Source organism: Aeromonas sp. MdU4 (genome assembly GCF_041929505.1).
GTDB lineage: Bacteria > Pseudomonadota > Gammaproteobacteria > Enterobacterales > Aeromonadaceae > Aeromonas.
The window spans coordinates 1-21291 of sequence record NZ_JBHFMW010000026.1; the positions used below are offsets into that span (position 1 = coordinate 1).

Annotated in this window: 19 protein-coding genes; 5 read left to right on the plus strand and 14 right to left on the minus strand. The window is 59.3% G+C overall.

Annotation, left to right across the window (positions count from 1 at the left end):
* The 8 genes from ACE1BR_RS15950 to ACE1BR_RS15985 form a co-directional block, all read right to left on the minus strand.
* Positions 1–454, minus strand: a 454-nt coding sequence (locus ACE1BR_RS15950) for a peptidase (RefSeq protein ID WP_374871941.1), incomplete at its 3' end; no start/stop codon positions are given.
* Positions 455–516: 62 nt separating this feature from the next.
* The gene (locus ACE1BR_RS15955; RefSeq protein WP_374871943.1) at positions 517–2559 is read right to left on the minus strand and encodes a TonB-dependent receptor; all 2043 of its coding nucleotides are present in this window, start codon (positions 2557–2559) and stop codon (positions 517–519) included.
* Between the two features lie 259 nt (positions 2560–2818).
* Complete coding sequence (locus ACE1BR_RS15960) at positions 2819–3856, minus strand: acyltransferase (protein ID WP_374871945.1); 1038 nt, start codon at positions 3854–3856, stop codon at positions 2819–2821.
* 223 nt (positions 3857–4079) lie between these two features.
* Positions 4080–4988 carry a serine hydrolase gene (locus tag ACE1BR_RS15965; protein ID WP_374871947.1) on the minus strand — a complete coding sequence of 303 codons (909 nt, stop codon included), beginning with the start codon at positions 4986–4988 and terminating at the stop codon, positions 4080–4082.
* 246 nt (positions 4989–5234) lie between these two features.
* A complete protein-coding gene (gene yjeM / locus ACE1BR_RS15970; RefSeq protein WP_374871949.1) occupies positions 5235–6701 on the minus strand; it encodes a glutamate/gamma-aminobutyrate family transporter YjeM in 1467 nt (488 codons plus the stop codon).
* Between the two features lie 416 nt (positions 6702–7117).
* A complete protein-coding gene (locus ACE1BR_RS15975; protein ID WP_374871975.1) occupies positions 7118–7957 on the minus strand; it encodes an EamA family transporter in 840 nt (279 codons plus the stop codon).
* Between the two features lie 94 nt (positions 7958–8051).
* Positions 8052–8951, minus strand: a complete 900-nt coding sequence (locus ACE1BR_RS15980) for an ABC transporter substrate-binding protein (RefSeq protein ID WP_374871951.1) — start codon at positions 8949–8951, stop codon at positions 8052–8054.
* A gap of 122 nt (positions 8952–9073) precedes the next feature.
* Positions 9074–10135: a porin gene (locus ACE1BR_RS15985; protein WP_374871953.1), complete on the minus strand. Its 1062-nt coding sequence runs from the start codon at positions 10133–10135 to the stop codon at positions 9074–9076.
* 218 nt (positions 10136–10353) lie between these two features.
* Here ACE1BR_RS15985 and glpX point away from each other — a divergent pair, with 218 nt between their 5' ends.
* A complete protein-coding gene (gene glpX / locus ACE1BR_RS15990) occupies positions 10354–11364 on the plus strand; it encodes a class II fructose-bisphosphatase (RefSeq protein ID WP_374871955.1) in 1011 nt (336 codons plus the stop codon).
* Between the two features lie 241 nt (positions 11365–11605).
* Positions 11606–11857: a YkgJ family cysteine cluster protein gene (locus ACE1BR_RS15995; protein ID WP_374871957.1), complete on the plus strand. Its 252-nt coding sequence runs from the start codon at positions 11606–11608 to the stop codon at positions 11855–11857.
* Positions 11858–11926: 69 nt separating this feature from the next.
* Here ACE1BR_RS15995 and ACE1BR_RS16000 read toward each other — a convergent pair whose 3' ends face one another.
* The 4 genes from ACE1BR_RS16000 to hemC are packed head-to-tail and all read right to left on the minus strand — an operon-like array spanning position 11927 to position 15807.
* Positions 11927–13090 (minus strand): heme biosynthesis HemY N-terminal domain-containing protein, encoded by a 1164-nt coding sequence (locus tag ACE1BR_RS16000; protein ID WP_374871959.1) that lies wholly within the window; start codon positions 13088–13090, stop codon positions 11927–11929.
* 10 nt (positions 13091–13100) lie between these two features.
* Positions 13101–14150, minus strand: a complete 1050-nt coding sequence (locus ACE1BR_RS16005) for a uroporphyrinogen-III C-methyltransferase (protein WP_374871961.1) — start codon at positions 14148–14150, stop codon at positions 13101–13103.
* On the minus strand, positions 14147–14881 hold the full coding sequence (locus ACE1BR_RS16010; RefSeq protein ID WP_374871963.1) for a uroporphyrinogen-III synthase: 735 nt from the start codon (positions 14879–14881) through the stop codon (positions 14147–14149). The genes ACE1BR_RS16005 and ACE1BR_RS16010 overlap by 4 nt, the downstream gene beginning before the upstream one ends.
* Positions 14878–15807 (minus strand): hydroxymethylbilane synthase, encoded by a 930-nt coding sequence (gene hemC, locus ACE1BR_RS16015; protein ID WP_374871977.1) that lies wholly within the window; start codon positions 15805–15807, stop codon positions 14878–14880. Before hemC ends, ACE1BR_RS16010 begins: the two co-directional genes overlap by 4 nt.
* 323 nt (positions 15808–16130) lie before the next feature.
* On the opposite strand from hemC, the gene ACE1BR_RS16020 reads away from it, so the two are divergent.
* Positions 16131–18650, plus strand: a complete 2520-nt coding sequence (locus tag ACE1BR_RS16020; protein WP_374871965.1) for a class I adenylate cyclase — start codon at positions 16131–16133, stop codon at positions 18648–18650.
* Positions 18651–18716: 66 nt separating this feature from the next.
* On the opposite strand, the gene ACE1BR_RS16025 is transcribed toward ACE1BR_RS16020, so the two are convergent.
* Positions 18717–19370, minus strand: coding sequence for an alpha/beta hydrolase (locus tag ACE1BR_RS16025; RefSeq protein WP_374871967.1), 654 nt, complete (start codon positions 19368–19370; stop codon positions 18717–18719).
* The gene (gene cyaY, locus ACE1BR_RS16030; protein ID WP_374871969.1) at positions 19367–19681 is read right to left on the minus strand and encodes an iron donor protein CyaY; all 315 of its coding nucleotides are present in this window, start codon (positions 19679–19681) and stop codon (positions 19367–19369) included. The genes ACE1BR_RS16025 and cyaY overlap by 4 nt, the downstream gene beginning before the upstream one ends.
* 73 nt (positions 19682–19754) lie before the next feature.
* Here cyaY and ACE1BR_RS16035 point away from each other — a divergent pair, with 73 nt between their 5' ends.
* Together ACE1BR_RS16035 and lysA are read left to right on the plus strand one after the other, a co-directional pair.
* Positions 19755–19931, plus strand: a complete 177-nt coding sequence (locus ACE1BR_RS16035; RefSeq protein ID WP_374871971.1) for a lipoprotein — start codon at positions 19755–19757, stop codon at positions 19929–19931.
* Positions 19932–19963: 32 nt separating this feature from the next.
* Positions 19964–21214: a diaminopimelate decarboxylase gene (gene lysA / locus ACE1BR_RS16040; RefSeq protein WP_374871973.1), complete on the plus strand. Its 1251-nt coding sequence runs from the start codon at positions 19964–19966 to the stop codon at positions 21212–21214.
* Positions 21215–21291: the final 77 nt, after the last annotated feature.

Sequence of the window (21291 nt, forward strand, 5' to 3'; positions counted from 1 at the left end):
CCATGCCGCGATGCAGCCGGTTGAGGCTAGCGGCAAAGTTGGCTTGCTGCAGATCGGTGCGCACCAGCAAGGTGCCATCGACATAGCTGGCGGCGACGCTCTGGCTCAGGGTGACGCCGCGCATCTCCCATTTGGCGGGCAGGGTGAGTGGGCCGTTCGGGGTGGGCAGGGTCTGGGCCGGGGTGATCATGGTTCGCCCGTCGACAAAGGTATCGGGATAGTGCTGTTGCAGCAGGCTTGTCAGCTGCTCCGGGCTGGCGAGCGGCGCCTCCAGTACTATCTCTTCGCTCGATTTATCGGTGTGGGGGCCGGGAATGGGCAACACGGCACGGTGTTGCAGCCAGAGACCGGTGATGCCGTACATCAGCATCAGGGCGAGGGTAAAAAAACCGGCCCAAGCGTGGAGGCGGCGTACCCATTTGTTGTTGTGAAGGGGGACTCTTCTGCGTTTCATCGTGGCTGCTTCATAAAAATTGGCCAGCAAGGGCTGGCCAGTGGGGTTGGTTGTCTCAGGGATCAGAAGCGGTAGGTACCGGTCAGGCTCAGCTGACGGGGTGTGCCCGGCATGATTTGTGTGGCACCCGTGGCGCTGATGAAGTACTCGTGGTCGGTCAGGTTCTCCGCGCTCAGCTCGGCTTCCCACTGCTGCCAGCGATAACCGGCGCGGGCATCGAAACGGGCGTAACCGGGCAGTGTGGTGGTATTGGCGTTGTCGGCGAAGCGATCGCCCACCGCCGTCACGCCGGTTTCACCGAACCAGCCCCGCTCGCCGCTCTTGTAGCCGAGATAGAACTGGCCATTCTGGCGGGAGACGTTCATCGGGCGCTTGCCCTGCAGATCCGCATCCGCCTTGACCTGTTCGGCATCCTGAATGGCGAATCCGCCACGCAGGTAGAACTCGTCGGTCAGCTCGGCGCGGGCGCTCAGCTCGAGCCCATCGGTGCGCTGCAGGCCGGTGAGGATCACCTTGGTGGGATCCAGAGGATCCTTGCTGCGTTTGTTGTACATCTCCAGTCGATAGAGGGAGAGGGTGGTCGCCAGCTTGCCGTTCAGCCAGTCACTCTTTACGCCACCTTCGTAGAGGCGGGTGTGCTGGGGTTCCAGCCCGTTATTCTTGTCACCCGGCGTGATGCCGATCAGCTCGCCGCCCACCGGAGTGAAGGTCTTGCTGTAGGAGGTGTAGAAGGCGTGATCCTCGAGGGGATTCCACACCAGACCGAGGCGCGGGCTCAGGCTGTTGACCGAGATGCTCTCCTCCTTGTTGAGATCGTAGCGGCGACTGGTGACAGTGAAGTCGTCACGGCGCAGCCCGCCTACCAGATGCCAGTCACCCAGGCTGAGCTGATCCTGCAGATAGAGGCCATTGCCGCGCACCTTGTGTTTGGCGTCGCTGGAGAGCTTCATGGCGCCATTGTAGGTAGGCAGTGAGCCCAGATCGTAGAGGTTGCCGGACGGGATGGCGGTGGCGTTCTGGTAGAGCTTGGGTGTGCGTTCCTGCCAGTTTTGCTCGAAGCCGACCAGCAGGCGATGCTCCACCGGTCCGGTTTGCAGCAGACCTTCGGCTTCGGTGTTGCTGATCAGGCTCTTCGCTTGCAGATCCTGTTGCCAGCGGGAGCGGGTCACCTGATCCCCTTTGACGCTGGTGACATAGGTGTTGTCAAACTGGCTGTCGAGGGTGGAATAACCGAGCTGCTGGCGCAATTGCCACTGGTCGTTGATGTCCCAGGAGAGGCGGGAGCGGGTGGATTGCGCCACGTCATCGATGAAGTCGCGGCTGGTATCGCTGTAAACATACTCCCGCGGCACATCGGCCGGGCGACCATTGACCCCGGGAATGCCGCGATCCGGGGTGCGGTCATGCTCGTTGCGCTCGTACTGCACCAGCCAGTTGAGGTTGTCGCTGATCTCCCAGTTGGCGGAGGGCGCCAGCAGGGTGCGTTTGCTCTTCACACCGTTGCGGAAGCTATCTTTATCCTCTTGCGCCATGTTGAGGCGTAGCTGCACCTGTTCGCTCGCCTCGCCACTGAGGTCGGCGGCCAGCCGCTGGCTGTCAAAACTGCCGACTCGCGCGGTGACGCTGGACTCCTGCCCTTGCTGCGGCGTTTTGCTGACCCGGTTGACGATGCCCCCCGTGCTGCCGCGGCCGTACAACACCGCTGCCGGTCCTTTCAACACCTCAACCCGTTCGATGTTGCCAAGATCCCGGGTGTACTGCATGTCATCGCGGAACCCGTCGAGATAGAAGTCATTGCTGGCGCTGAAGCCGCGGATATTGACCCCGTCGAAGCGGGTATCACCGCTGGCATTGACCCCGGGAATGCCGCTCAGGGCTTCACTCAGCGTCGGTTGGCCGAAGGCGGTCAGCTCGCTGACCTTGACGCTGTCGATGGTCTGGGGAACCAGTTTAGCTGGCGTATTGGTACGGGTGGCGGTGGCAACTTCCTGATGTTGGGAGCGTTTGCCAACCACAGTCATGGTTTCATCGGCGGCCTGGGCAGTGAAGCCAGTGCTCAGCAGTGCCAGCGAGACCAGCGTTCTGCGAAAGTGAGGGTGCTGCATATTCAATGTTGACTCTTTGGATGTCGACCTGACGGCTCGATCATATTGATTTAATTATAATTAGCCTGACCCGCCAAAGCGGGATGCCAATGATATTGATTTTCATTTATCTGGCAAGATGAAAATGGAGGGTATTTGCTAGCTCTTTTTCAGCGGCTGGGGGGGCGAGTCCGGGAGATAGGAGTGGATAAAAAGAATAGGGCCGAGTGTGGGGGGAAGGCAGGGGAGCCAGCCCGCTGAGCCGGGCCGGATCAAGGGATCAGTGGGTGCGCAGCAGTCGGCCGGTGAGTGGCAGGGTTGCCAGCAGATGATAGGCCAGCAGAGAAACTCCGAGCAGCAGCGGCACCTTGGCCAGCTCCCACAGGATGGATGCGTTGTGCGGTCCGAACATGAAGAGCCAGACCACCAGCATCATGTGCAGGCAGTAGATCCCGAGCACTTTGGGGGCTTGGCGCTCCAACCAGCTGCCCTTGCCCCACTCGGGGTTGGCCAGTAGCAGGCCAAACAGGCCTAGCGCCCAGGGAATGGAACCGAGCAAGAAGTCGTGGCGGGTAAGCGGCACTGCGGCGAAGCGCTGCAGCGCCCAGGCTTCCAGTGCATAGAGCGTCACGCCCGCCAGCAGTAGTTGCCAGCCGGTGCGGGTATCCGGTTGCCACTGACGCTGGCGTAGCAGGGCTCCCAGCGCCACAAACAGCAGTGAGAAGAAGGGGCCGTTACGGGTGAGCAGTGGCCACTCGGCGCCCAGCAGCGGTTTGGCATAGGAGCCACCCAGCAGCGCCAGCAGATAGAGGCCAAGGCCCAGCCAGAGGGCGAACGCTGGTCTGCCAAGCCGGTAACAGAGCGCCAGCAGGGTTACCGCCATGATCAGGGCTGGCAGGAACCAGAGGTGGATCATGCCGCCAACCAGCCAGCCGTTGAGGGGGTCGGCGAGCTGGAATTGCCACTGCCCGCGCAGGGAGACTAGATAGCCTTGCTGCACGGCATCCAGTGGATTGAACGGCACCAGCAGGTAGACCAGGCTCCACACCAGCCAGAGTTGCAGCAAAGGGCGGCAATAGCGCCAGGCAACGGCTAGCGGCGCCTCGCGGCTCAGTCTTGGCTGTAGAAAGTAACCGGAACAGAGGAAAAACAGCGGCACGGCAAAGCGGCATAGCTGGTTGATGGCGCCACTTAGCCAGAGCCATGATTCACTTCCCCACAGGGCGGGGTTGAACGGGTTGGCAAAGGGGGAGACGTGAATGGTCATCACGGCCAGAATGGCCAGTACCCGCCCGCACTCGATGCTGGAAGTACGCATGGTGGCTTGTCGTTAAAGGGGTTGTGGCGGTACGCTAAAACCCACGCAGACAACTTGCAACCAATTGATTTTATTAATGTGAATCGCATTGTTGAGCAGTTACGTTTTGTAACGGGATGGCGGGAGGTGTTACCTGTAACGGGAGCTGGATCCCGTTTTTATCCGGGGCGTCGCTGGCTAAAAAAGCGAGGCAGATGCCTCGCTTCCAGCAACGGTTTCGGCATTACTGATTGGTCAGCATGGCACTTTGGGTGGATGCCAGAGTGGTTCTGCCCGAGCTCTCCAGCCAGGTTTTGATCCGCTTGGCGTCGGCGACCCGATCGTTGGTGGTTTCAGCATTGAGCAGCACCATGATCACTGGTTCGTTATGTACCTTGGTGCCCAGCACCAGACAGCGGCCCGCTTCACGGATATAGCCGGTTTTGGAGAGGGTGAATTCCCATTGCCCCTCGCGCACCAGCCGATTGGAGTTACGGTAGTGGAGCTGGTTTTTGTTGGTCCGTACATAACTCTGATCGTCGGTGGAGTATTGGCGGATCAGCGGATAAGCCGAGGCCGCCACTGCCAGTTTGGCGAGATCCTGGGCTGTCGAGACATTGCGTGGGTTGAGGCCGGTACTGTCGGCATAGTGGGTGTTCCACATGCCCAGCATGCGCGCCTTGGCGTTCATGGCTTCGACAAAGGCGCGCAGGCCGCCCGGGTAGTTGCGTCCCAGTGCCGAGGCTGCGCGGTTCTCCGATGACATCAACGCGATATGGAGCATCTCGGCGCGGCTGAGGCGTGAACCAATGGCCAGTCGTGATCCGGTGCCCTTGATACGATCGATATCGGCATTGGTCACGGTGAGTGTTTCGTTGAGGCGCAGGTTGGCATCCAGCACCACCAGCGCCGTCATCAGCTTGGTGAGGGAGGCGATGGGCATCACCCGGTTGCCGTTATGCTCGGAGATCACTTCCCCGGTTCTGTGATTGGCCACGACGAAGGCGGCTGAATTCAGATTGGGGATCTCCCGTCGCTCAAGGAAGCCGTGGCTGGGATTACTGGCGGAAAAGGGGTTGGCATGGGCGCTGTCCATAGCGGCTGGCAGCATAACTGCACCAAGCAACAACGGAAGAAGGGAACGTCTCATCATGATCTGCTCTACCGGACGAAATACAGGGATATCTCGCTAAGTTATATGTCGTGAACTGGCGCTTCACAATCATTCTCACCTTGATATTGATAATTTACGGCGTTAATAGCAGTTTGCCTGCTGCGGTTTGAGGTGGGTGGGCTCTTTGGAGTCTCTTTGTGGCTGCATGAGCGGATTCATTCCGTTTGCTTGGAGAGGTAAAAAAATCGGGACCTTGATGGTCCCGATGGGGAGATTTATCGCGATTCAGTGAGAATCTTCCTGCTTGATCTTGAAGCGCATGGCGATCACCACGAACAGCAGCGGGCCAATGATGGTCCAGATACCGGTGGAGATATCTCCCGAGATAAAAGGGGCCACCACGGTAAAGACGTTGCCGAAGGCGACCAGGATCAGACTGACGATGGTCGCCAGCAGTACGGAGCCCGCACTTTTGAAGAAGATCAGATCCTTGCCCAGTGCCGGGTTGTTGCGATAGCGATACCAGGCATAGATGAGGAACATGTAGGGCAGGGTCATGCCGACGTTGGTCATGGTAATGATCAACTCATAGAGGGCGGCGGCCCCTTCCGGGTTGATCAGGGTAAAGATGGACTTGGCGGCGACGAAGGCACAGACCACCCAGGCTTGCACCTTGAGGGCTTCAATGCGCACGCCATTCTCATTCTCGCGCTGAAAGCGTTCCGGCCAGAAGTAGCTCGGGGTTCCGGTGATGAACTGGCGCAACGGTGCGTAGGAGAGGGCGATAAAGGCCCCAAGATAGCTCAGGAACATGCCAAGACCGGCAAAGCGCATGAAGATCTGGCCCAGCCACTCGCCGCCCAGATGGCGTCCCAGCTCCAGCATGATGATGAAGAGGGCGGAGAGCGAGGTGATCCCCTCGGCCGGGAAGTCGCTCCAGCGCATGATGGAGCCGACTGCCAGAAAGCCGATGATGTAGCAGAGCACGATGAAGGCACCGGCGAGGAAGATGCCGCGCTTTAGGTCGCGCTCGGGATCTTCCAGTTCGTCAGCTACGCCGGCCATCGCCTCCACGCCGCCGTAGGCGAAGATGGCGAATACCATAAAGCCGAGGAAGGGGATGATGTCGTTGAAGGCGGCGTTGGGTGAAGCAGTCAGTGATGCTTCGGTGAGGGGCTCCTGCAGCGTCATGCCGCTCAGAGCGAAGGTAAAGACACCGCCAACCAGCAGCAGTACGTTGAGGGCAACCACAGAAAGGCCACCAATGGCCGCTACCTTGGCAAAGCGGGCGCTACCCAGGGTGATGAGCTTGGTGACCGTGGCGACCAGGGCGATGGCGACCACTCCCAGAATAAAGGGGCCAAAGTCGATGGTGGTGCCCAGGGTGACCGGAATGACGGTGATGTCGCGGCCAAACAGCATGAAGGAAAGGGGCACCCACATGGAGAGGGCCTTGCCAAACATCCAGATGACGTAAGAGGCGAACCACATGGTCAGACCGATAAAGGCAAACCGGGTCGAGACCGAGTGGCGCATCCAGGTGAAGATCCCTCCCGCTTCTTTGCGAAATCCGGAACCAAACTCAATCATCATTAAAATGAACGGGATGAAGAAAAACAGACCGCCGATCACGAACATCGGAATGGCGGCATATCCCATGCGATAGAAACCAATCCCGATATTAGTGACGCCAAAAACCGAGGTTAATATCATCAATATAAAGGCACCCAACTTCAGCTTTTTTGCTGACATATGTAAAACTCCCTGGTGGTGCTGGATTTAAAATAACCAAAAGTTAAACAGGCAAAGCCGGATCAATTAATAAGTCGAGTCTGGCGATCTCATCCTGTAGTAGACGAACGAGGTCAGGCATACCCTGAGTGGAGCGGCGAACAGGTCAGGTGCTCAGTCAAGGTATGGACGGGGCTTTATGGCAATTACCACAAGCTGTATTGGGACAATATCGCCAGAAATTAACTGTGAACGATTTTATCATTAACGCTGTTCACTGGTAAGCTTCCCGGATGAGGCTGTATCAGGAAAAAATAGAGGTGCCAGTTAATTGATACGTTGCGGATGTAATCATTTACGCTATTCACGAAATTATTTTTATCTTGATGTGCCACGGCTTTTAGTTTGAAAAACGTAATGCAGCGATATTTTTCCGGTTATCCCAAGCGGGTCATTAATACTCCGGCGGTAATAATGGCTGCCGCTGTGATTCTGGCCCTCCCCAGCGGTTCTTTCAGCAACCAGACCGAGAGCAACATGGCAAACAGTACGCTGCTCTCGCGCAGGGCGGCGACTACCCCGATGGGCGCCTGGGTCATGGCCCAGATAACGATGCCGTAGGCGATCAGGGACATGGTGCCCCCTGTTATCCCCGCGACCGCATGTCGGCGGATCTGGCGCCAGGCGTTGCGTCGCTGGTGGATGATCAGTACCAGCAGCATCACCAGACCGGTACAGGCGAACAACCAGAGTGTGTAACGCACCGGCTCGCCGCTTGCCCGGGCTCCCGCTCCGTCAGAGAGGGTATATGCTGCCGTAAACAGCGCGGTGATCAGCGCAGCCCGAGTGGCCTTTGCACTCAGGCGCTGCGGTCCACCTCGCCAGGCCATCAGCAAGACCCCGATGACCAATACGCAGGCACCCACCATGCCGCCATGGCCTGGATGGTCGCCCAGTAGCATAGCGCTAAGTACCATGGCGAGCAGCGGGGCACTGCCGCGGGCCAGCGGGTAGATCTGGCCAAAATCCCCCTGACTGTAGGCGTGGCTGAGAAACAGGCAGTAACCGGTATGAAGCAGAATCGAGAGGCTGAGCCAGGGCAGTTCAGCCTGTGAGGGCAACCCCATTGGCAGCAGGGCGACAGCGGCAATCAATCCGGAGAAGAGGGCGATCAGCGAAATGCCTACCAGCCGCTCCTCCCCTATCTTGACGAGGGCATTCCAGCTGGCATGGAGCAGGGCGGCCAGCAGCACGGCAAAAAAGACGGTAGTACTCATTGGGCTGATGGTCTCGAACTGAAGAGAGAACATCATACCCGCCCGAAGCCATGTTGGCTGGGATCTCCATCAAGGCTTCGGGCTTTCTGGGCGACTACTGCTGCTTGGCGGCTGTGCTCAATTGCCCCAGCACCAGTTTGGGGTGGGCGTCGGTACGCAGAGCAATATCTTGTAGCGGCGTGCCCTGTTGGTTGAGATGGATAATATCGGCAGCCATCTTGCCCAGCGCCTCATAGCTGCTGATGGTGGCGACGGTGCAGCCGTGCTGGACGAAGAGCTCAGCACTGCAGATGGTGGGGATGCCCGCTTCATTCAGTGCGCTCAGCAGACGGGGGGCGATGGAGAGCAGATAGCTGTCTGCCGCCAGAAACACGATGTCGTTCCTGGCATCCTTTTGTAGTCGTTTCAACTCGTTGTCGAGCCGCTTGGGATCTGGAGCAATGCGCCAGGTCGCGACTTGCCACTGGTAACGCTTGGCTTCATTGAGCAGCATGTCGGCGACCAGCAGGGTATTCTGTTCCCGCGGGTTGAAGGGGAGTAGCAGTCGTTTTCCGGTGGGCAGGTATTTGCTGGCGTTTGCCAGTTGCAGGGCCATGGGTACCATGTTGCTCACCCCGGCAACCATGTGGTTCTCGGTTTTGTCCTCTGACAGGAAGCCTGCGCCGACTGGATCGGAGACCACGTTGAAGATGAGGGGTTTTCGGTCGGCCACCAGGCTCTTGGTCATGGCGGTCGCGGTAGTGCCAAAGGTGTAGATGTAGTCGTACTCTGCCAGTTTCGGCAACATCTGTTGCCGCAACATGGTCGCTAGAGCGGTACGATCCTGATCGGCATTGTAGGTGGTAATTGTGGTCTGATAGCCGAGGCGGGTCAGTTCTGCCCGAAAACCAGTTTCCGCAGCGGTTTCACCACGCCAAAGCACCATGGCAATAGAGAGCGCGTGAGCAGGCAGGGCCAGTAACAGCAGCAGAGCGACAAGCAGTTGAGCCATCATTTTCTCTTCTCCCGTGCAGGGCGTTATCTGATGATCCTAGGCCAGTTTGTCGGTTCGTGAACGACGCCCAGCAAAAAGCGCGATGGCAAGCCATCGCGCTTTGGGTATCCGTAGAGCCTCGGTTAGAAGTCGTAACGGGCAGCCAGTTGGAAGTCATCCTGGTTGGCAGTCGCCTTGCCAGCGACGCTGTCCAGATTGTTGATGCGGTATTCGCCAATCACCCGCAGGTTCTTGTTGAACTTGTACTGGGCACCCAGGGTGTAGTAATCCACGTTGTCCTTCTTGACGCCAGCCTTGTCCTGCTCCTGTTTGTTCCACAGCGCCATCAGGCCGAAGCCGTTCTCGAAGTTATAGCCCAGCGCGGCTTCCCAACCGGTGTGATCGGTGCCGGTTGCCAGGAAGTCGCTGCCGTCGGCATAGCTCAGGGCTGCGTAGGCAGCCTTGTTGTCGTATTTGGCAGAGATGATCCACAGCTTGGCATCACTCTCGCCGCTCTTGTCGCGGATACCCACGTTGTAGGCGGTACCCAGCGACAGATTGAACGGGAAGGTGTAGGCCACAGCGGCGCCATAGGCGGCATCGCTATCCTTGCTGGTAGTCTCTTCGGTGTCGCCGCCGTCGAACTTGTAGCTGGTGTCGAGCTGGAAGCCGTTGAACAGACCCGAGTATTTCAGCACGGAACCGGCGCGGTTGGTGGCGAAGGTGTCGGTCTTGGCCCCCAGCGCTTCGTTGCCGTAGCCGTCGGAGAGGGAGACATCAGTCCAGTCGGCCAGGAAGCCCGGGGCTCCTTTCTGGCGACCGAAGGTCACGCTGCCCCAGTCTGCGCCCACACCGGCAAAGGCCAGACGGGTGCGCAGGTTGTCCGAGCTCTCGCTGATGGTCTTCTCACTGTCGTTGATATACATCTGCACTTCGTACTGGGCCAGCGCCTTCAGACCACTCTGGATCTGGGTCTCGGCCTTGGCGCCGAAGCGGACAAACTGGTTGGCCCCTTGCTTGGCGCTGTAATCCTGAGTGCCGTTCGGGTTAGCGGTATCGACCCCTTCCTTCTTGTCACCGAAGAATTGACCGGCGTAGATGCGGCCATAGAGATCCAGCATGGAGGTGTCATTTTTATACACTTCAACGGCTTGAGCCTGGAAGGCTGCGGTCAGAGCCAGTGCCACTACAGTCAGCTTTTTCATCTTAATCCCTTGTGTTGCAAGCTTTTGTTTTGAAGACGGGGCCATGCTAGGCAGCAGGGATGACAGCGGGGTGACAGTTGGGTGAAGAGTCGATGGCAGTTGGGTTGCAATTGGATGAATTGGCTACATTCTTGCTCGCAATGGCTACTTTTGTGCGCAAAGGTTTGCCCTTGTGGTAGAATGCCGCCCGTTTTCGAGCTCCATAGGTTGGATATGCGATGAGACGTGAACTGGCAATCGAGTTTTCCCGAGTGACGGAAGCGGCTGCACTGGCTGGCTACAAGTGGCTCGGACGTGGTGACAAGAATATCGCTGATGGGGCGGCCGTAGCGGCCATGCGCCACATTCTCAACCAGATCGAGATCGATGGTGAGATTGTTATCGGCGAAGGTGAAATTGATGAAGCGCCGATGCTCTATATCGGCGAGAAGGTCGGTACCGGACACGGCGACGCGGTGGATATCGCGGTCGATCCCATCGAGGGTACCCGCATGACCGCCATGGGTCAGGCCAATGCGCTGGCCGTGCTGGCGGTGGGTGACAAGGGGTCATTCCTGAAAGCACCTGACATGTACATGGAAAAGCTGATCGTCGGGCCCAAGGCCAAAGGCGCCATCGACCTGAATCAGGCTCTCGAGCTGAACCTCAAGTCCGTGGCCAAGGCGCTGGGCAAACCGCTCTCCCGCCTGACCGTCATTACCCTGGCCAAGCCGCGTCATGACAAGGCGATCAAGGAGATGCAGGGTCTGGGCGTGCGGGTGTTCGCCATTCCTGATGGTGACGTGGCCGCTTCCATCCTCACTTGTCTGCCGGACAGCGAAGTCGACATGCTCTACGGCATTGGTGGCGCACCGGAAGGGGTGATCTCCGCTGCGGTGATCCGTGCACTGGATGGCGACATGCAGGCGCGTCTGATCCCGCGCCACCGGGTCAAGGGCGACAGCCCCGAGGTGATCGCGCTGGGCGAGCAGGAAATTGCCCGCTGTGAAGCGCTGGGCATCGATGTGAACAAGGTGCTCAAGCTGGAAGAGCTGGCGAAAAATGACAACGTCGTTTTCTCCGCTACCGGTATCACCAAGGGTGATCTGCTGGATGGCATCACCAGCGATGGCGTGATGGCGACCACTGAGACCCTGCTGATCCGCGGCAAGTCGCGTACCATCCGCCGCATCAAGTCGATCCATTACCTGGAACGCAAAGACAGCGTAGTGCGCGACATCATTCTGTGATGTGGTGAATGCTGGTCGGCGGCAAGTCTCGTACTATCCGTCGTCGTGTCAAGTCGATCCATTATCTGGAACGCAAAGACAGCGTAGTGCGCGACATCATCCTGTGATGATGGTTCGCTGAACCGGCTGTGTTGCCTCAAGCCCGACCGCCCGAGCGGTCGGGCTTTTTGCTGTGCGCCAGCTACGTTTGTGCCACCGCTTCGGCGATGGTGGCTCAGTCCGTCCCAAAGGAGTGGAGTGTATGGAGTGTCGTAGCGGCTGCGCTGCCTGTTGCATCGCACCCAGTATCAGCAGTGCCATTCCCGGTATGCCAGATGGCAAGCCGGCTGGTGTTCCCTGTATCCAGCTCGATGGCGCCCTTGGCTGCAAGATCTTCGGCCAACCGGAGCGACCGGCAGTGTGCGGCGGTTTTCGCCCCATGATGGATGTGTGTGGCAGCCACCGTGCCGAGGCCATCTGGCTGATCGGCGAGCTGGAGCGGCTCACCACCTGACGACGGCTGGGCGAAGAGATAAAAAAGAGGCCGCATGATGCGGCCTCTCGCGTTTCTTTTTGCCGGTGATCAGACCCCCGCCAGCTCCAGTGCCTGACGATAGTACTCGTTGGCCTTGTTGGTGAGGCGGCGTTTATCCATGACCTGACCGAGCGCGTGATAGACGGCAGCGCAGGGTGCTTTCTCCACCTGCTGCTCCAGCAATTGCTGGGCCTCATCCAGCTGACCGGCCAGCAGATAGAGCTGGGCCAGTGCGTTGTCGACCTCCGGTTGCCCCTGCTGTTTTTGCAGCAGCGCCAGCAGCGGCTGGTAGCTGTCCAGTTTCAGCTTGGGCAGGCGAGCCAGCAGCTGCGGCATCGGCTGTTTGCGCAGCGCCTCCTGCCACAGGGTAGCGGCTTCGCCATCGGCACCCAGCTGGCGTAGCAGATCGCCGTAGCAGGCCAGTAGTTCTGGCTCAAGGCGCAGCTTGCGCGGCAGGTCCTGCCACACGGCCTTGAGGGTTTCAAGGCTGCCAGCAGCCTGTTGCAGGCGGCCACACCAGGCCTGTTGCAGCAGATCTTCTTCCTGTTTCGGGGTCAGCTTGCCCACCTTGTGCAGCGCAGGGATCAGGTCGCACAGGGCACTCCAGTCCTGACGGGCCAGATGCACCTGACGCAGCTGATCCAGCACCATGGGGTGGCGCGGATTGAGGGCGTAGACCGACTCCAGCATTGCCAGCGCGGTATCGTACTGGCCCTGCTCGATCTGCAGTTGGGTCTGGGTCAGGGTGAGCGCCAGCTCGGCCTTGGGGTTCTCCTCCTGCGCTTTTTGCAGGTATTGATCCCGGCGGGCCTCGTCACCACGGGCCTGGGCCGCCTTGGCCGCACTTAAGTAGTTGAGCAGCGGGGTGTCGCTGTTGCTGGCCCCTTTAATCATCAGTTTCTCGGCCTGACTGTAGTGCCCTTCGGCCATCGCCAGAGTGGCGGCGACGGTCTGCTGGTTGGCCTTGCGGCGGCGGCGCGAACCGTACCAGCCGAGGGTTTTGCGGCGCAGGCCGAACACTCGGCCCAGCAGCCACTCGACGATCAGCAGGGCGCCGTAAAACAGCACCGCCAGGATCACTGCGCTGGTGACGGAGGATTCGATGGTGTAATTGCCAAGGGCTATCAGTACATAGCCCTTGTTACCGGAGGCTTGTGGGCCAAAGATCAACCCTGCGACCATGACGGCAACCAGAATGATTATACGGATCATGGTGCCCTCCTCAGCTGCTGGCCAGAATGCGTTGCAGGCGTTCGGTCAGCACCTGCTCCAGCATCGCCTGGGTCTTGAACTGTTCCGGATAGCTGATCTGGATCTGTTCCCCCTTGAGCTTGTCGAGCTCGCCCTGCATGTAGTGGGTGGCGCTGTTGTCGGTATCGAAATACTGGGTCAGCCAGCGCTGGGCCTTGTCGATGCTGTCCTCATAGAGCGCTTGCTGTTCGCGGTAGACGGCGAGTTGCGCCTGCAGCAGCTTGGTCTTGAGGTTTTCACGCAGGAAGATCTCCTGTTGCGGCGAGAGCAGCGCCTCGACCGCCCCGTCGCGGCGACGGATGGTGATGAAGTTTTCGGTGAACTTGACCCAGTTCTTCTTCAGATTGCTTTCCCATTCATCAGGGTTGGCGGTGACCGCCTGATCCGGTTCGGTTTTCGCTTCCGGCATGCTGACGGTGGAGAGGGGTAGCAGTTCAATCTGATCGGACAGCGCAGCCAGCTTGAGGGTCAGCCCCTCGCGGTCGATGCGCGGCATCCCCTTGAGCTTGGTGATATCTTCGGCCATCGCCTTGCGGATCGGCATCAGGCTGGGGTCGTTGAGGGCGGCAATGCGCTCGTCGGCGTTGCCGAGCAGGGTGATGGCAGAGACGAGGTCATGTTCCAGCCACAGCTTGCGGCCAGCCATCCGTACCAGATACTCGGATTCGGCCAGCATCCAGTCGTTGGGGCGCTTGTCGTTGAGATCCAGCACCCGGTTCTGCAGCCCCTGCATCTCGCCCTGCAGTCGTTGCTGGGTCTGGCCCAGCGCCGCCAGTTGTTCGGCATCCTTGCTGCTACTCTGGTCGATCTTGCTCATGGCACTGGCCAGCTGCTGCTTGAGCTGGGCCAGCTCGGCCTGCTGGGCCACCGCGTTCTTGTGACCGTGCAGATAGAGACCACCGGTCAGGCCAAGGGCCAGCAGGATGGCGACGCCTCCCAGTACGGCACCGGAACGGCTCTTGCTGCCATTGACCACCGCGGTCGGCTGGGGTTTGACCTGGGATTCTTGTTGTTCTGTCATTCCATCTTCCTCAGTTCCAGAGCGGCCATCAGGGCCTGGTTGGATGCACCTTGGGCAATTGTGATATGGATAAAGCCCGCAGCTCTGGCCATCTCGGCCACGCGTGGGCTGGGGACCACCAGCAGGCGGTCAAAAAGCCAGGGTTGCTGGCTGGCGGGAACCAGTTCCAGCAGTCGTTGCAACAGTTCGCCACTGGTGACAAGCAGGCTGTCCACTCTCGCGACCTGCCAGTGGTGCGACAATACCTCCCCGTCAAACTCGGGGTAGTAACGCTCGTAGGCGGCACAATAGTGCACCAGAGCACCGCGTGAGGCCAGCGTGCTGGCGATGAGATCTCGCCCGCCATTGCCACGCAGGATCAGTACCCGTTTGCCTGCTACCTGCTGCAGGGCAGGCAGCGCCAGCAGCCCCTCGCTGCGCGGGTCATCCGGGCAGGTCGCGGTTATGCCGACGGCGGCAAACGCATCTGCGCTGGCCTGACCCACTGCAAAGTACTCAATATGTGGCCAGGTCAGACCAGTTTGCAACAGAAAATCGTGTGCAAAATGAACGGCATGGGCGCTGACGGTGATAATGATGTCGGCCGCCTGCAGCATGTCGGGCAGGAGGGGGAGCTCACTGCCCGCTACGGTTTCCAGCAGGGGGCAGCTGAGTGGTGCATGACCGTGCTGGCGCAGCAGCTGCACCAGCTCGGTGGCCTGTGTGGCCGGACGCACCACCAGCGGGATCATGCGCGATAGACCTCAGCCAGGATCTCGTCGGCACCGGCGGCCAGCAGGCGCTGGGCCAGTTGCTCGCCGAGTGCTTCTCCATCGGCCAGTGGGCCGCGGATCTCGTCACGGATCACCTGGGTGCCATCGGGACTACCCACCAGACCGCGCAACCAGATCTGCTCGCCATCGACCAGTGCGTAGGCACCGATAGGCACCTGACATCCCCCTTGCAGGGCGCGGTTCATGGCACGCTCGGTCAGCACCCGGGCGCGGGTTTCGGCGTGTTCCAGCGGTGCCAGCAGGGCGTGCAGCTCGTGATCGTCGAGGCGGCACTCGATGCCGACGGCGCCCTGGCCATTGGCGGGCAGGCTTTGCTCCGGTTCGATAAAGGCAGTGATGCGCTGTGTCATCTCCAGTCGTTTCAGACCGGCAGCGGCGAGGATAATGGCGTCGTACTCACCGGCATCCAGTTTAGCGAGGCGGGTGTTGACGTTGCCGCGCAGGTCGCGGATCACCAGGTCCGGGCGGGCGGCGCGCAGCTGGCACTGGCGGCGCAGGCTGGAGGTGCCGACCACAGCCCCTTGCGGCAGTTCGGCGATCTCTTTGAAACGGTTGGAGACGAAGGCATCGCGGGGATCTTCCCGCTTGCAGATGGTGTGCAGGCCAAGTCCTTGCGGGAACTCCACCGGCACATCTTTCATGGAGTGGACGGCGATGTCGGCACGCCCCTCCAGCATGGCGGTCTCCAGCTCCTTGACGAACAATCCCTTGCCACCGACCTTGGCCAGCGGGGTGTCGAGGATCTTGTCACCCTGAGTGCTCATGGGTACCAGTTCGACCTGCAACTCTGGATGCAGGGCTTCAAGCCGGTCTTTTACATAATTGGCCTGCCACAGGGCCAGCGGGCTCTTGCGAGTGGCAATTTTCAGGGTTCGGGCTGCCATATCAATTAGTTGTTTCATCTTTAGAAGGAAAACGATCTTACCACCCTTTGCCGGGGCTTTCATGGCAGAGCCCGCAAAAGCGCGGCCAAGCTCAAAGTTGCATGCAGAAAATGATTTTCATTAAGTGGCTATTGATAATCAAGACATTGAAAATATTGGAATTTAAAAATTTCTCCTGATACTTTCTGTGGTCATACCAGAAATAATCCGGTGATCAGTGGAAGGCTTGTTTACCGCCGCTGTTTGCATTGTTAACATGATCACACTTTTTTGACGTATCCCGCTTTTGGTGCGTCATTTTCACCTTGGTGATAGGCAGGGCATTGCAGGAACACATCGATACGCTGGTTGCGCGTTATGACGAGATTACCCGTCTCAAGACGCAACGGGCGTTAGGTCTCATGAGTCGCTATGGGCAGCAGGTATTTCAACTGCTGCCTGTCATGCTGCACTTCAACCATCCCCTGCTGCCCGGCTATGTCTCCGGTGATGTTCCCCATGGTATCTGGAGCTTTAGCGCCACTGCCGAGCAAAAAGTCTTCATTGATGACCTCTGTCGCAATGCCAATTGTCAGAGCGGTCTCACAACCCATGACCGAGCCATTCAAGGGCTCTACTCCATGGGCAGCACCTCCTCCATCGGTCAATGCTGTCACTCGGATCTTGATATCTGGGTCTGCCACGTGGCCGGTTTGTCGCAGGAGCGGCTCGATCTGCTGGAGCAGAAGTGCCAGCAGATCTCCAAGTGGGCCGAACAGCGCGGGGTCGATCTCAACTTCTTCCTGATCCCGGAAGACAAGTTCCGCCAGAACAACGATGCCCAGATGCAGGGGGAGAGCTGTGGCAGCGCCCAGCACCTGCTGCTGCTCGATGAGTTCTATCGCAGTGTCATGCACATCGCAGGCAAACGCTTGATCTGGTATCTGGTGCCTATCGAGTGTGACGATCACTACGACGACTATGTGAATGAGCTATTCGAGAGCGGCAAACTCAAGCAGGACGACTGGCTCGATCTGGGCAGTTTTGATCGCATTCCTGCCGAAGAGTATTTTGGCTCAGCCCTGTGGCAGCTCTACAAAGGGATCGACTCTCCCTACAAGGCAGTGCTCAAGTCGGTGCTGATGGAAGCCTACTCCCACGAGTATCCCAATACCCGCCTGCTTTCGATGATCGGTCGTGACTGGTTCCAGCACAATGACGGGATGCACTACCGGCTCGACAACTACTGTCTGATGCTGGACAAGGTGACCAACTACCTCAAGTCCATCGGTGACATGGCGCGGCTCGATCTGGTGCGTCGCTGCTTCTACCTCAAGGTGTGTGATGGCCTCAGCCATCCCAAGGATGATCACTCCCCCGAGTGGCGCCGCGAGCAGATGAGTCAGCTGGTCTCCTACTGGGGTTGGAGTCAGGAGAAGTTGTATCAACTCGACCACCGCCACGAGTGGAAGATCGAAGAGGTAAAAATCGCTCATGCCGAGTTGCTGGAGGCCCTGATGCAGAGCTACCGCAACCTGATCCAGTTCGCCCGTCGCAACAACATCAGTGAGTCGATCAACCCGGAAGATATCGGCATTCTGTCGCGCAAGCTCTATGCTGCCTTCGAGAGCCTGCCGGGCAAGGTGCAGCGCATCAACCTCAAGATCGCGCCGGATCTCAGCGAGCCGGATCTCAGCTTCGTGCAGGTGCCCCACGGTCGCCTCAACCGCGCTGGCTGGTATCTCTATAAACATTCACTGGAACCGGTGGACATCATTGGCCGCGCGCCGCTCGAGTTCAACGGATATATCAGCAAGCTGGTCTCCTGGGCCTACTTCAACGATCTGCTGACGTCCCAGTCGCGAGTGCACCTGTTCAATCAGGGCTCGGATCTGCACATCGACAATCTGCACCAGTTCTGTCGCGATCTCTCCGGCTGCTTCCCAGAGAAGTATCCGCTCGCCACCAACCTGGCCCTCAGCCGCCCGTGCGAGATCCGTCAGCTCTCCATCTTCCTCAATCTGGAGATGGATCCGACCAGCCACTGGGTCGGTCAGGTGATCGAGTTTGATGCCAACACCGTGGATGTCTTCTCGTTCGGTCGCAATCAGGAGTGTCTGGTGGGCTCGGTGGATCTGGTCTATCGCAACTCCTGGAGCGAGATCCGCACCCTGCACTTCCAGGGGGATGAAGCGGTGGTCGATGCCCTCACCACCATCCTTGGCAAGATGCATCAGGATGCCGCTGCCCCCGAGATGATCGAGGTGTTCTGCTACAGCCAGCACTTCCGCTCTCTGGTGCGCACCCGCTTTCAGACCCTGGTGGCGGAGTGTATCGACCTGCGCCTCGCCCGCGACAAGCAGCAGCTGGTCAAGACCATGGCACTTGGCAAGGAGAAGTACGGCATCTTCTTCGAACGACGCGGGGTGTCGGTCAAGAAGCTGGAAAATGCCATCGACTTCTACCGCCACATCTCCCACAACAAGCTGGATCACCTGCCGCTGCGGCTCGACAAGACCCACAGCCAGCATCTGCCGAGCATTGTCGATGCCTACGCCAGCGAAGGCTTGGTGCAGTTCTTCTTCGATACCCGGGATGCGGGCACCAACATCTATATCCTCGATGAGGCGAACCGGGTCGAGATTTACCAGCACTTCGCCGGCAACAAGGATGAGCTGGTGGCGGGGGTCAACCGTTTCTACACCTCCAATCACGAGCGTTTCAGTGACGATGGCCAGTTCATCAACTTCAACTTGCCCCAGTATTACGAGATCGTGCAGCAGAGTGGCGAGTTGGCGGTGATTCCCTATCGCAGTCAGGGTGCCCTGCGTGAACAGGTGCCGCCCACCCGGGAAGTGGGTTGACCCGCCAGTTGGAATCGCCATAAAAAACGGCCTGCATCTGCAGGCCGTTTGCTTTACCGGAGAGTCTCAGGCGCCGAGACGGGTCAGCAGCCAGCTGCGAATATCGCCGAGCTGCGGACGACAGATCTCGTGGCGCATCGGGTACTCGTGCCATTCGGGGGTGAGCCCGGCACTTTCCAGCTGGTTTTTGGCATCCCAACCGAGCGACAGACTTACCACATCGTCATAGATGCCGTGCATGTAGCAGATGGGCAGGGTGCGAGCGGCCTCGCTCATCTCGCCGAGCAGCTTGTCGGGAGCCGCCAGATAGGTGGACATGCAGAGCAGGCCCGCCAGCGTTGCCGGATAGCGCAGCGCGGTGAAGGAGGCTATGACTCCGCCCTGAGAGAAGCCCGCCAGCACGATCTGCTCGGGGGAAAACCCTTCGGCGACCAGCTGATCGAGCAATGCGGCAATCTGGTCTGCCGAGTCACGGACATGGGACTCCACTGCTCGTGCAGCGGGATCCTCGAAGCTCTTGATGTCGTACCAGCCGCGCATCTTGTAGCCCATGTTGATGGTGATGGGGCGCTCGGGGGCATCCGGCAGCAGGTGACGCACCGGCAAGTCGGCGGGTAGATCCAGTGCATCCACCAGCGGGGCGAGACCAGCGCCGGAATCACCCAGCCCGTGCAGCCAGATCACCGCGTGACGGGCGCCCTGCGGGTGCAGGTCGATCATGGGAACACCACGGCTTCACCAGCCTGGGCGGTGCAGGACTTGCTCAACAGGGCCTTGAGCTCGTGGCCGAAGCGGTTGTCGATCCAGGTGTCACCCTGCAGATCGAAGTGGAAGCCGTTCTCGCGGGTGGCGACCCAAATCTGGTGCAGCGGCTCCTGCTTGTTGATGATGACCTTGGTCTTGTTCTCGAAAGAGAGGGTCAATACGCCGCCGTTGCGTTCGCAGTCGATATCCGGATACCCCTCGTCGAGGGTGTCTTCCACATATTGGAAAAAGGCGTCGGTCAGGGCGTGATACTCGTGATCCTTCATCGGTTTATCCTGTTGCTTTTAACAATGTGAGTGCGATTATAGAGGGCCAAAATTTTTTTCGCAGCGAACCATTATGATCACCCAGTTCACCAAGTGTCTGCTTGCTACTCTTCTGTCCCTCGGGTTGGCCGCGTGCGGTCTGAAGGGGCCGCTCTATATGCCGCCCCCCGAGCAGCCACAGAGCCAGAGTACACCGCAAGCTGCACCGCCTGCGACCCCTGCGGCCGCCACCGAGGCCGCGCCGCAATAATGCCGCACCCATTCTAGGAAGGAACCGCCCCCTTGGATCACTTTAACTACGATGCCGAAGGCCAGCTGCAGGCCGAACAGATCTCGTTGCAACAGCTTGCCGAACAGTATGGTACCCCGCTTTACGTCTACTCCCGTGCGACCCTCGAGCGGCACTGGCATGCCTTTGACCAGGCGGCTGGCGATATTCCCCATCTGATCTGCTATGCGGTCAAGGCCAACTCCAATCTGGCACTGCTCAATCTGCTGGCCCGGCTGGGGTCAGGGTTTGACATCGTCTCCGGTGGCGAGTTGTCGCGGGTATTGGCGGCGGGCGGTGATCCGGCCAAGGTGGTCTTCTCTGGCGTCGCCAAGAGCGAAGCCGAGATGCGCCTGGCATTGGAAAAAGAGATCCTCTGCTTCAATCTGGAGTCGGAAGCCGAGCTGGAGCGTCTCAATCGGGTTGCTGGCAGTATAGGCAAGACCGCCCGTGTCTCGGTGCGGGTCAATCCGGATATCGATGCCGGTACTCACCCCTATATCTCCACTGGTCTCAAGCAGAACAAGTTCGGCATCCCCATCGAGCTGGCGCCAGCCATCTACCGCAAGGCGGCGGCGATGGAGCATATCGAGATTGTCGGAGTGGACTGCCATATCGGATCGCAACTCACTGAATTAAATCCCTTTATGGAGGCAGCGGACAAGCTGCTGCGGCTCATCGACGGCCTGGCGGCCGAAGGCATCCAGATCCACCATCTGGATGTGGGCGGTGGCCTTGGCGTCAACTATGGCGCCGAGCAGCCACCGCATCCCGCCGAATATGCCGAGGCGCTCAAGCAGAAGCTGGCAGGGCGGGATCTGACCCTGCTGTTCGAGCCGGGCCGCGCCATCGTCGCCAATGCCGGTGTGTTGTTGACCCGGGTTGAGTACCTGAAACCGGGTGAGACCCGCAACTTTGCGCTGATCGATGCCGGTATGAACGATATGCTGCGCCCCTCGCTCTACGGCGCCTGGATGAACATCATCGAGGTGGATAGCCGCGCCGGTCATGCTCCCGCGCTTTATGATGTGGTGGGGCCGGTGTGCGAGACCGGTGACTTCCTCGGCAAGGATCGCACCCTGGCCATCGCCGAGGGTTCCCTGCTGGCGGTGCGTTCGGCCGGAGCCTACGGCTTTACCATGTCATCCAACTACAATACCCGTCCCCGCGCTGCTGAAGTGCTGGTGGATGGCGCCGAGGCTCACCTTATCCGTGAGCGCGAGCAGTTGGCCGATCTCTGGCGCGGTGAGCATCTGTTGCCTTGATGGCCCGGTTTGGGACAATGACTTCATAGCGGTTGATGGTGTGTTTTTACAGCCCTGACAGCACAGGAATGCACGAT

What these genes read in the sequence shown, in the direction of transcription:
- ACE1BR_RS16000 (WP_374871959.1), bottom strand. Translation starts at nt 13,090, where the DNA reads ATGATCCGTATAATCATTCTGGTTGCCGTCATGGTCGCAGGGTTGATC.
- cyaY (WP_374871969.1), bottom strand. Translation starts at nt 19,681, where the DNA reads ATGAAGGATCACGAGTATCACGCCCTGACCGACGCCTTTTTCCAATAT.
- ACE1BR_RS15955 (WP_374871943.1), bottom strand. Translation starts at nt 2,559, where the DNA reads ATGCAGCACCCTCACTTTCGCAGAACGCTGGTCTCGCTGGCACTGCTG.
- ACE1BR_RS15995 (WP_374871957.1), top strand. Translation starts at nt 11,606, where the DNA reads ATGGAGTGTCGTAGCGGCTGCGCTGCCTGTTGCATCGCACCCAGTATC.
- ACE1BR_RS15975 (WP_374871975.1), bottom strand. Translation starts at nt 7,957, where the DNA reads ATGAGTACTACCGTCTTTTTTGCCGTGCTGCTGGCCGCCCTGCTCCAT.
- ACE1BR_RS16035 (WP_374871971.1), top strand. Translation starts at nt 19,755, where the DNA reads ATGATCACCCAGTTCACCAAGTGTCTGCTTGCTACTCTTCTGTCCCTC.
- yjeM (WP_374871949.1), bottom strand. Translation starts at nt 6,701, where the DNA reads ATGTCAGCAAAAAAGCTGAAGTTGGGTGCCTTTATATTGATGATATTA.
- ACE1BR_RS16025 (WP_374871967.1), bottom strand. Translation starts at nt 19,370, where the DNA reads ATGATCGACCTGCACCCGCAGGGCGCCCGTCACGCGGTGATCTGGCTG.
- ACE1BR_RS16010 (WP_374871963.1), bottom strand. Translation starts at nt 14,881, where the DNA reads ATGATCCCGCTGGTGGTGCGTCCGGCCACACAGGCCACCGAGCTGGTG.
- ACE1BR_RS15965 (WP_374871947.1), bottom strand. Translation starts at nt 4,988, where the DNA reads ATGATGAGACGTTCCCTTCTTCCGTTGTTGCTTGGTGCAGTTATGCTG.
- ACE1BR_RS15985 (WP_374871953.1), bottom strand. Translation starts at nt 10,135, where the DNA reads ATGAAAAAGCTGACTGTAGTGGCACTGGCTCTGACCGCAGCCTTCCAG.
- ACE1BR_RS15980 (WP_374871951.1), bottom strand. Translation starts at nt 8,951, where the DNA reads ATGATGGCTCAACTGCTTGTCGCTCTGCTGCTGTTACTGGCCCTGCCT.
- ACE1BR_RS15960 (WP_374871945.1), bottom strand. Translation starts at nt 3,856, where the DNA reads ATGCGTACTTCCAGCATCGAGTGCGGGCGGGTACTGGCCATTCTGGCC.
- ACE1BR_RS16005 (WP_374871961.1), bottom strand. Translation starts at nt 14,150, where the DNA reads ATGACAGAACAACAAGAATCCCAGGTCAAACCCCAGCCGACCGCGGTG.
- hemC (WP_374871977.1), bottom strand. Translation starts at nt 15,807, where the DNA reads ATGGCAGCCCGAACCCTGAAAATTGCCACTCGCAAGAGCCCGCTGGCC.
- glpX (WP_374871955.1), top strand. Translation starts at nt 10,354, where the DNA reads ATGAGACGTGAACTGGCAATCGAGTTTTCCCGAGTGACGGAAGCGGCT.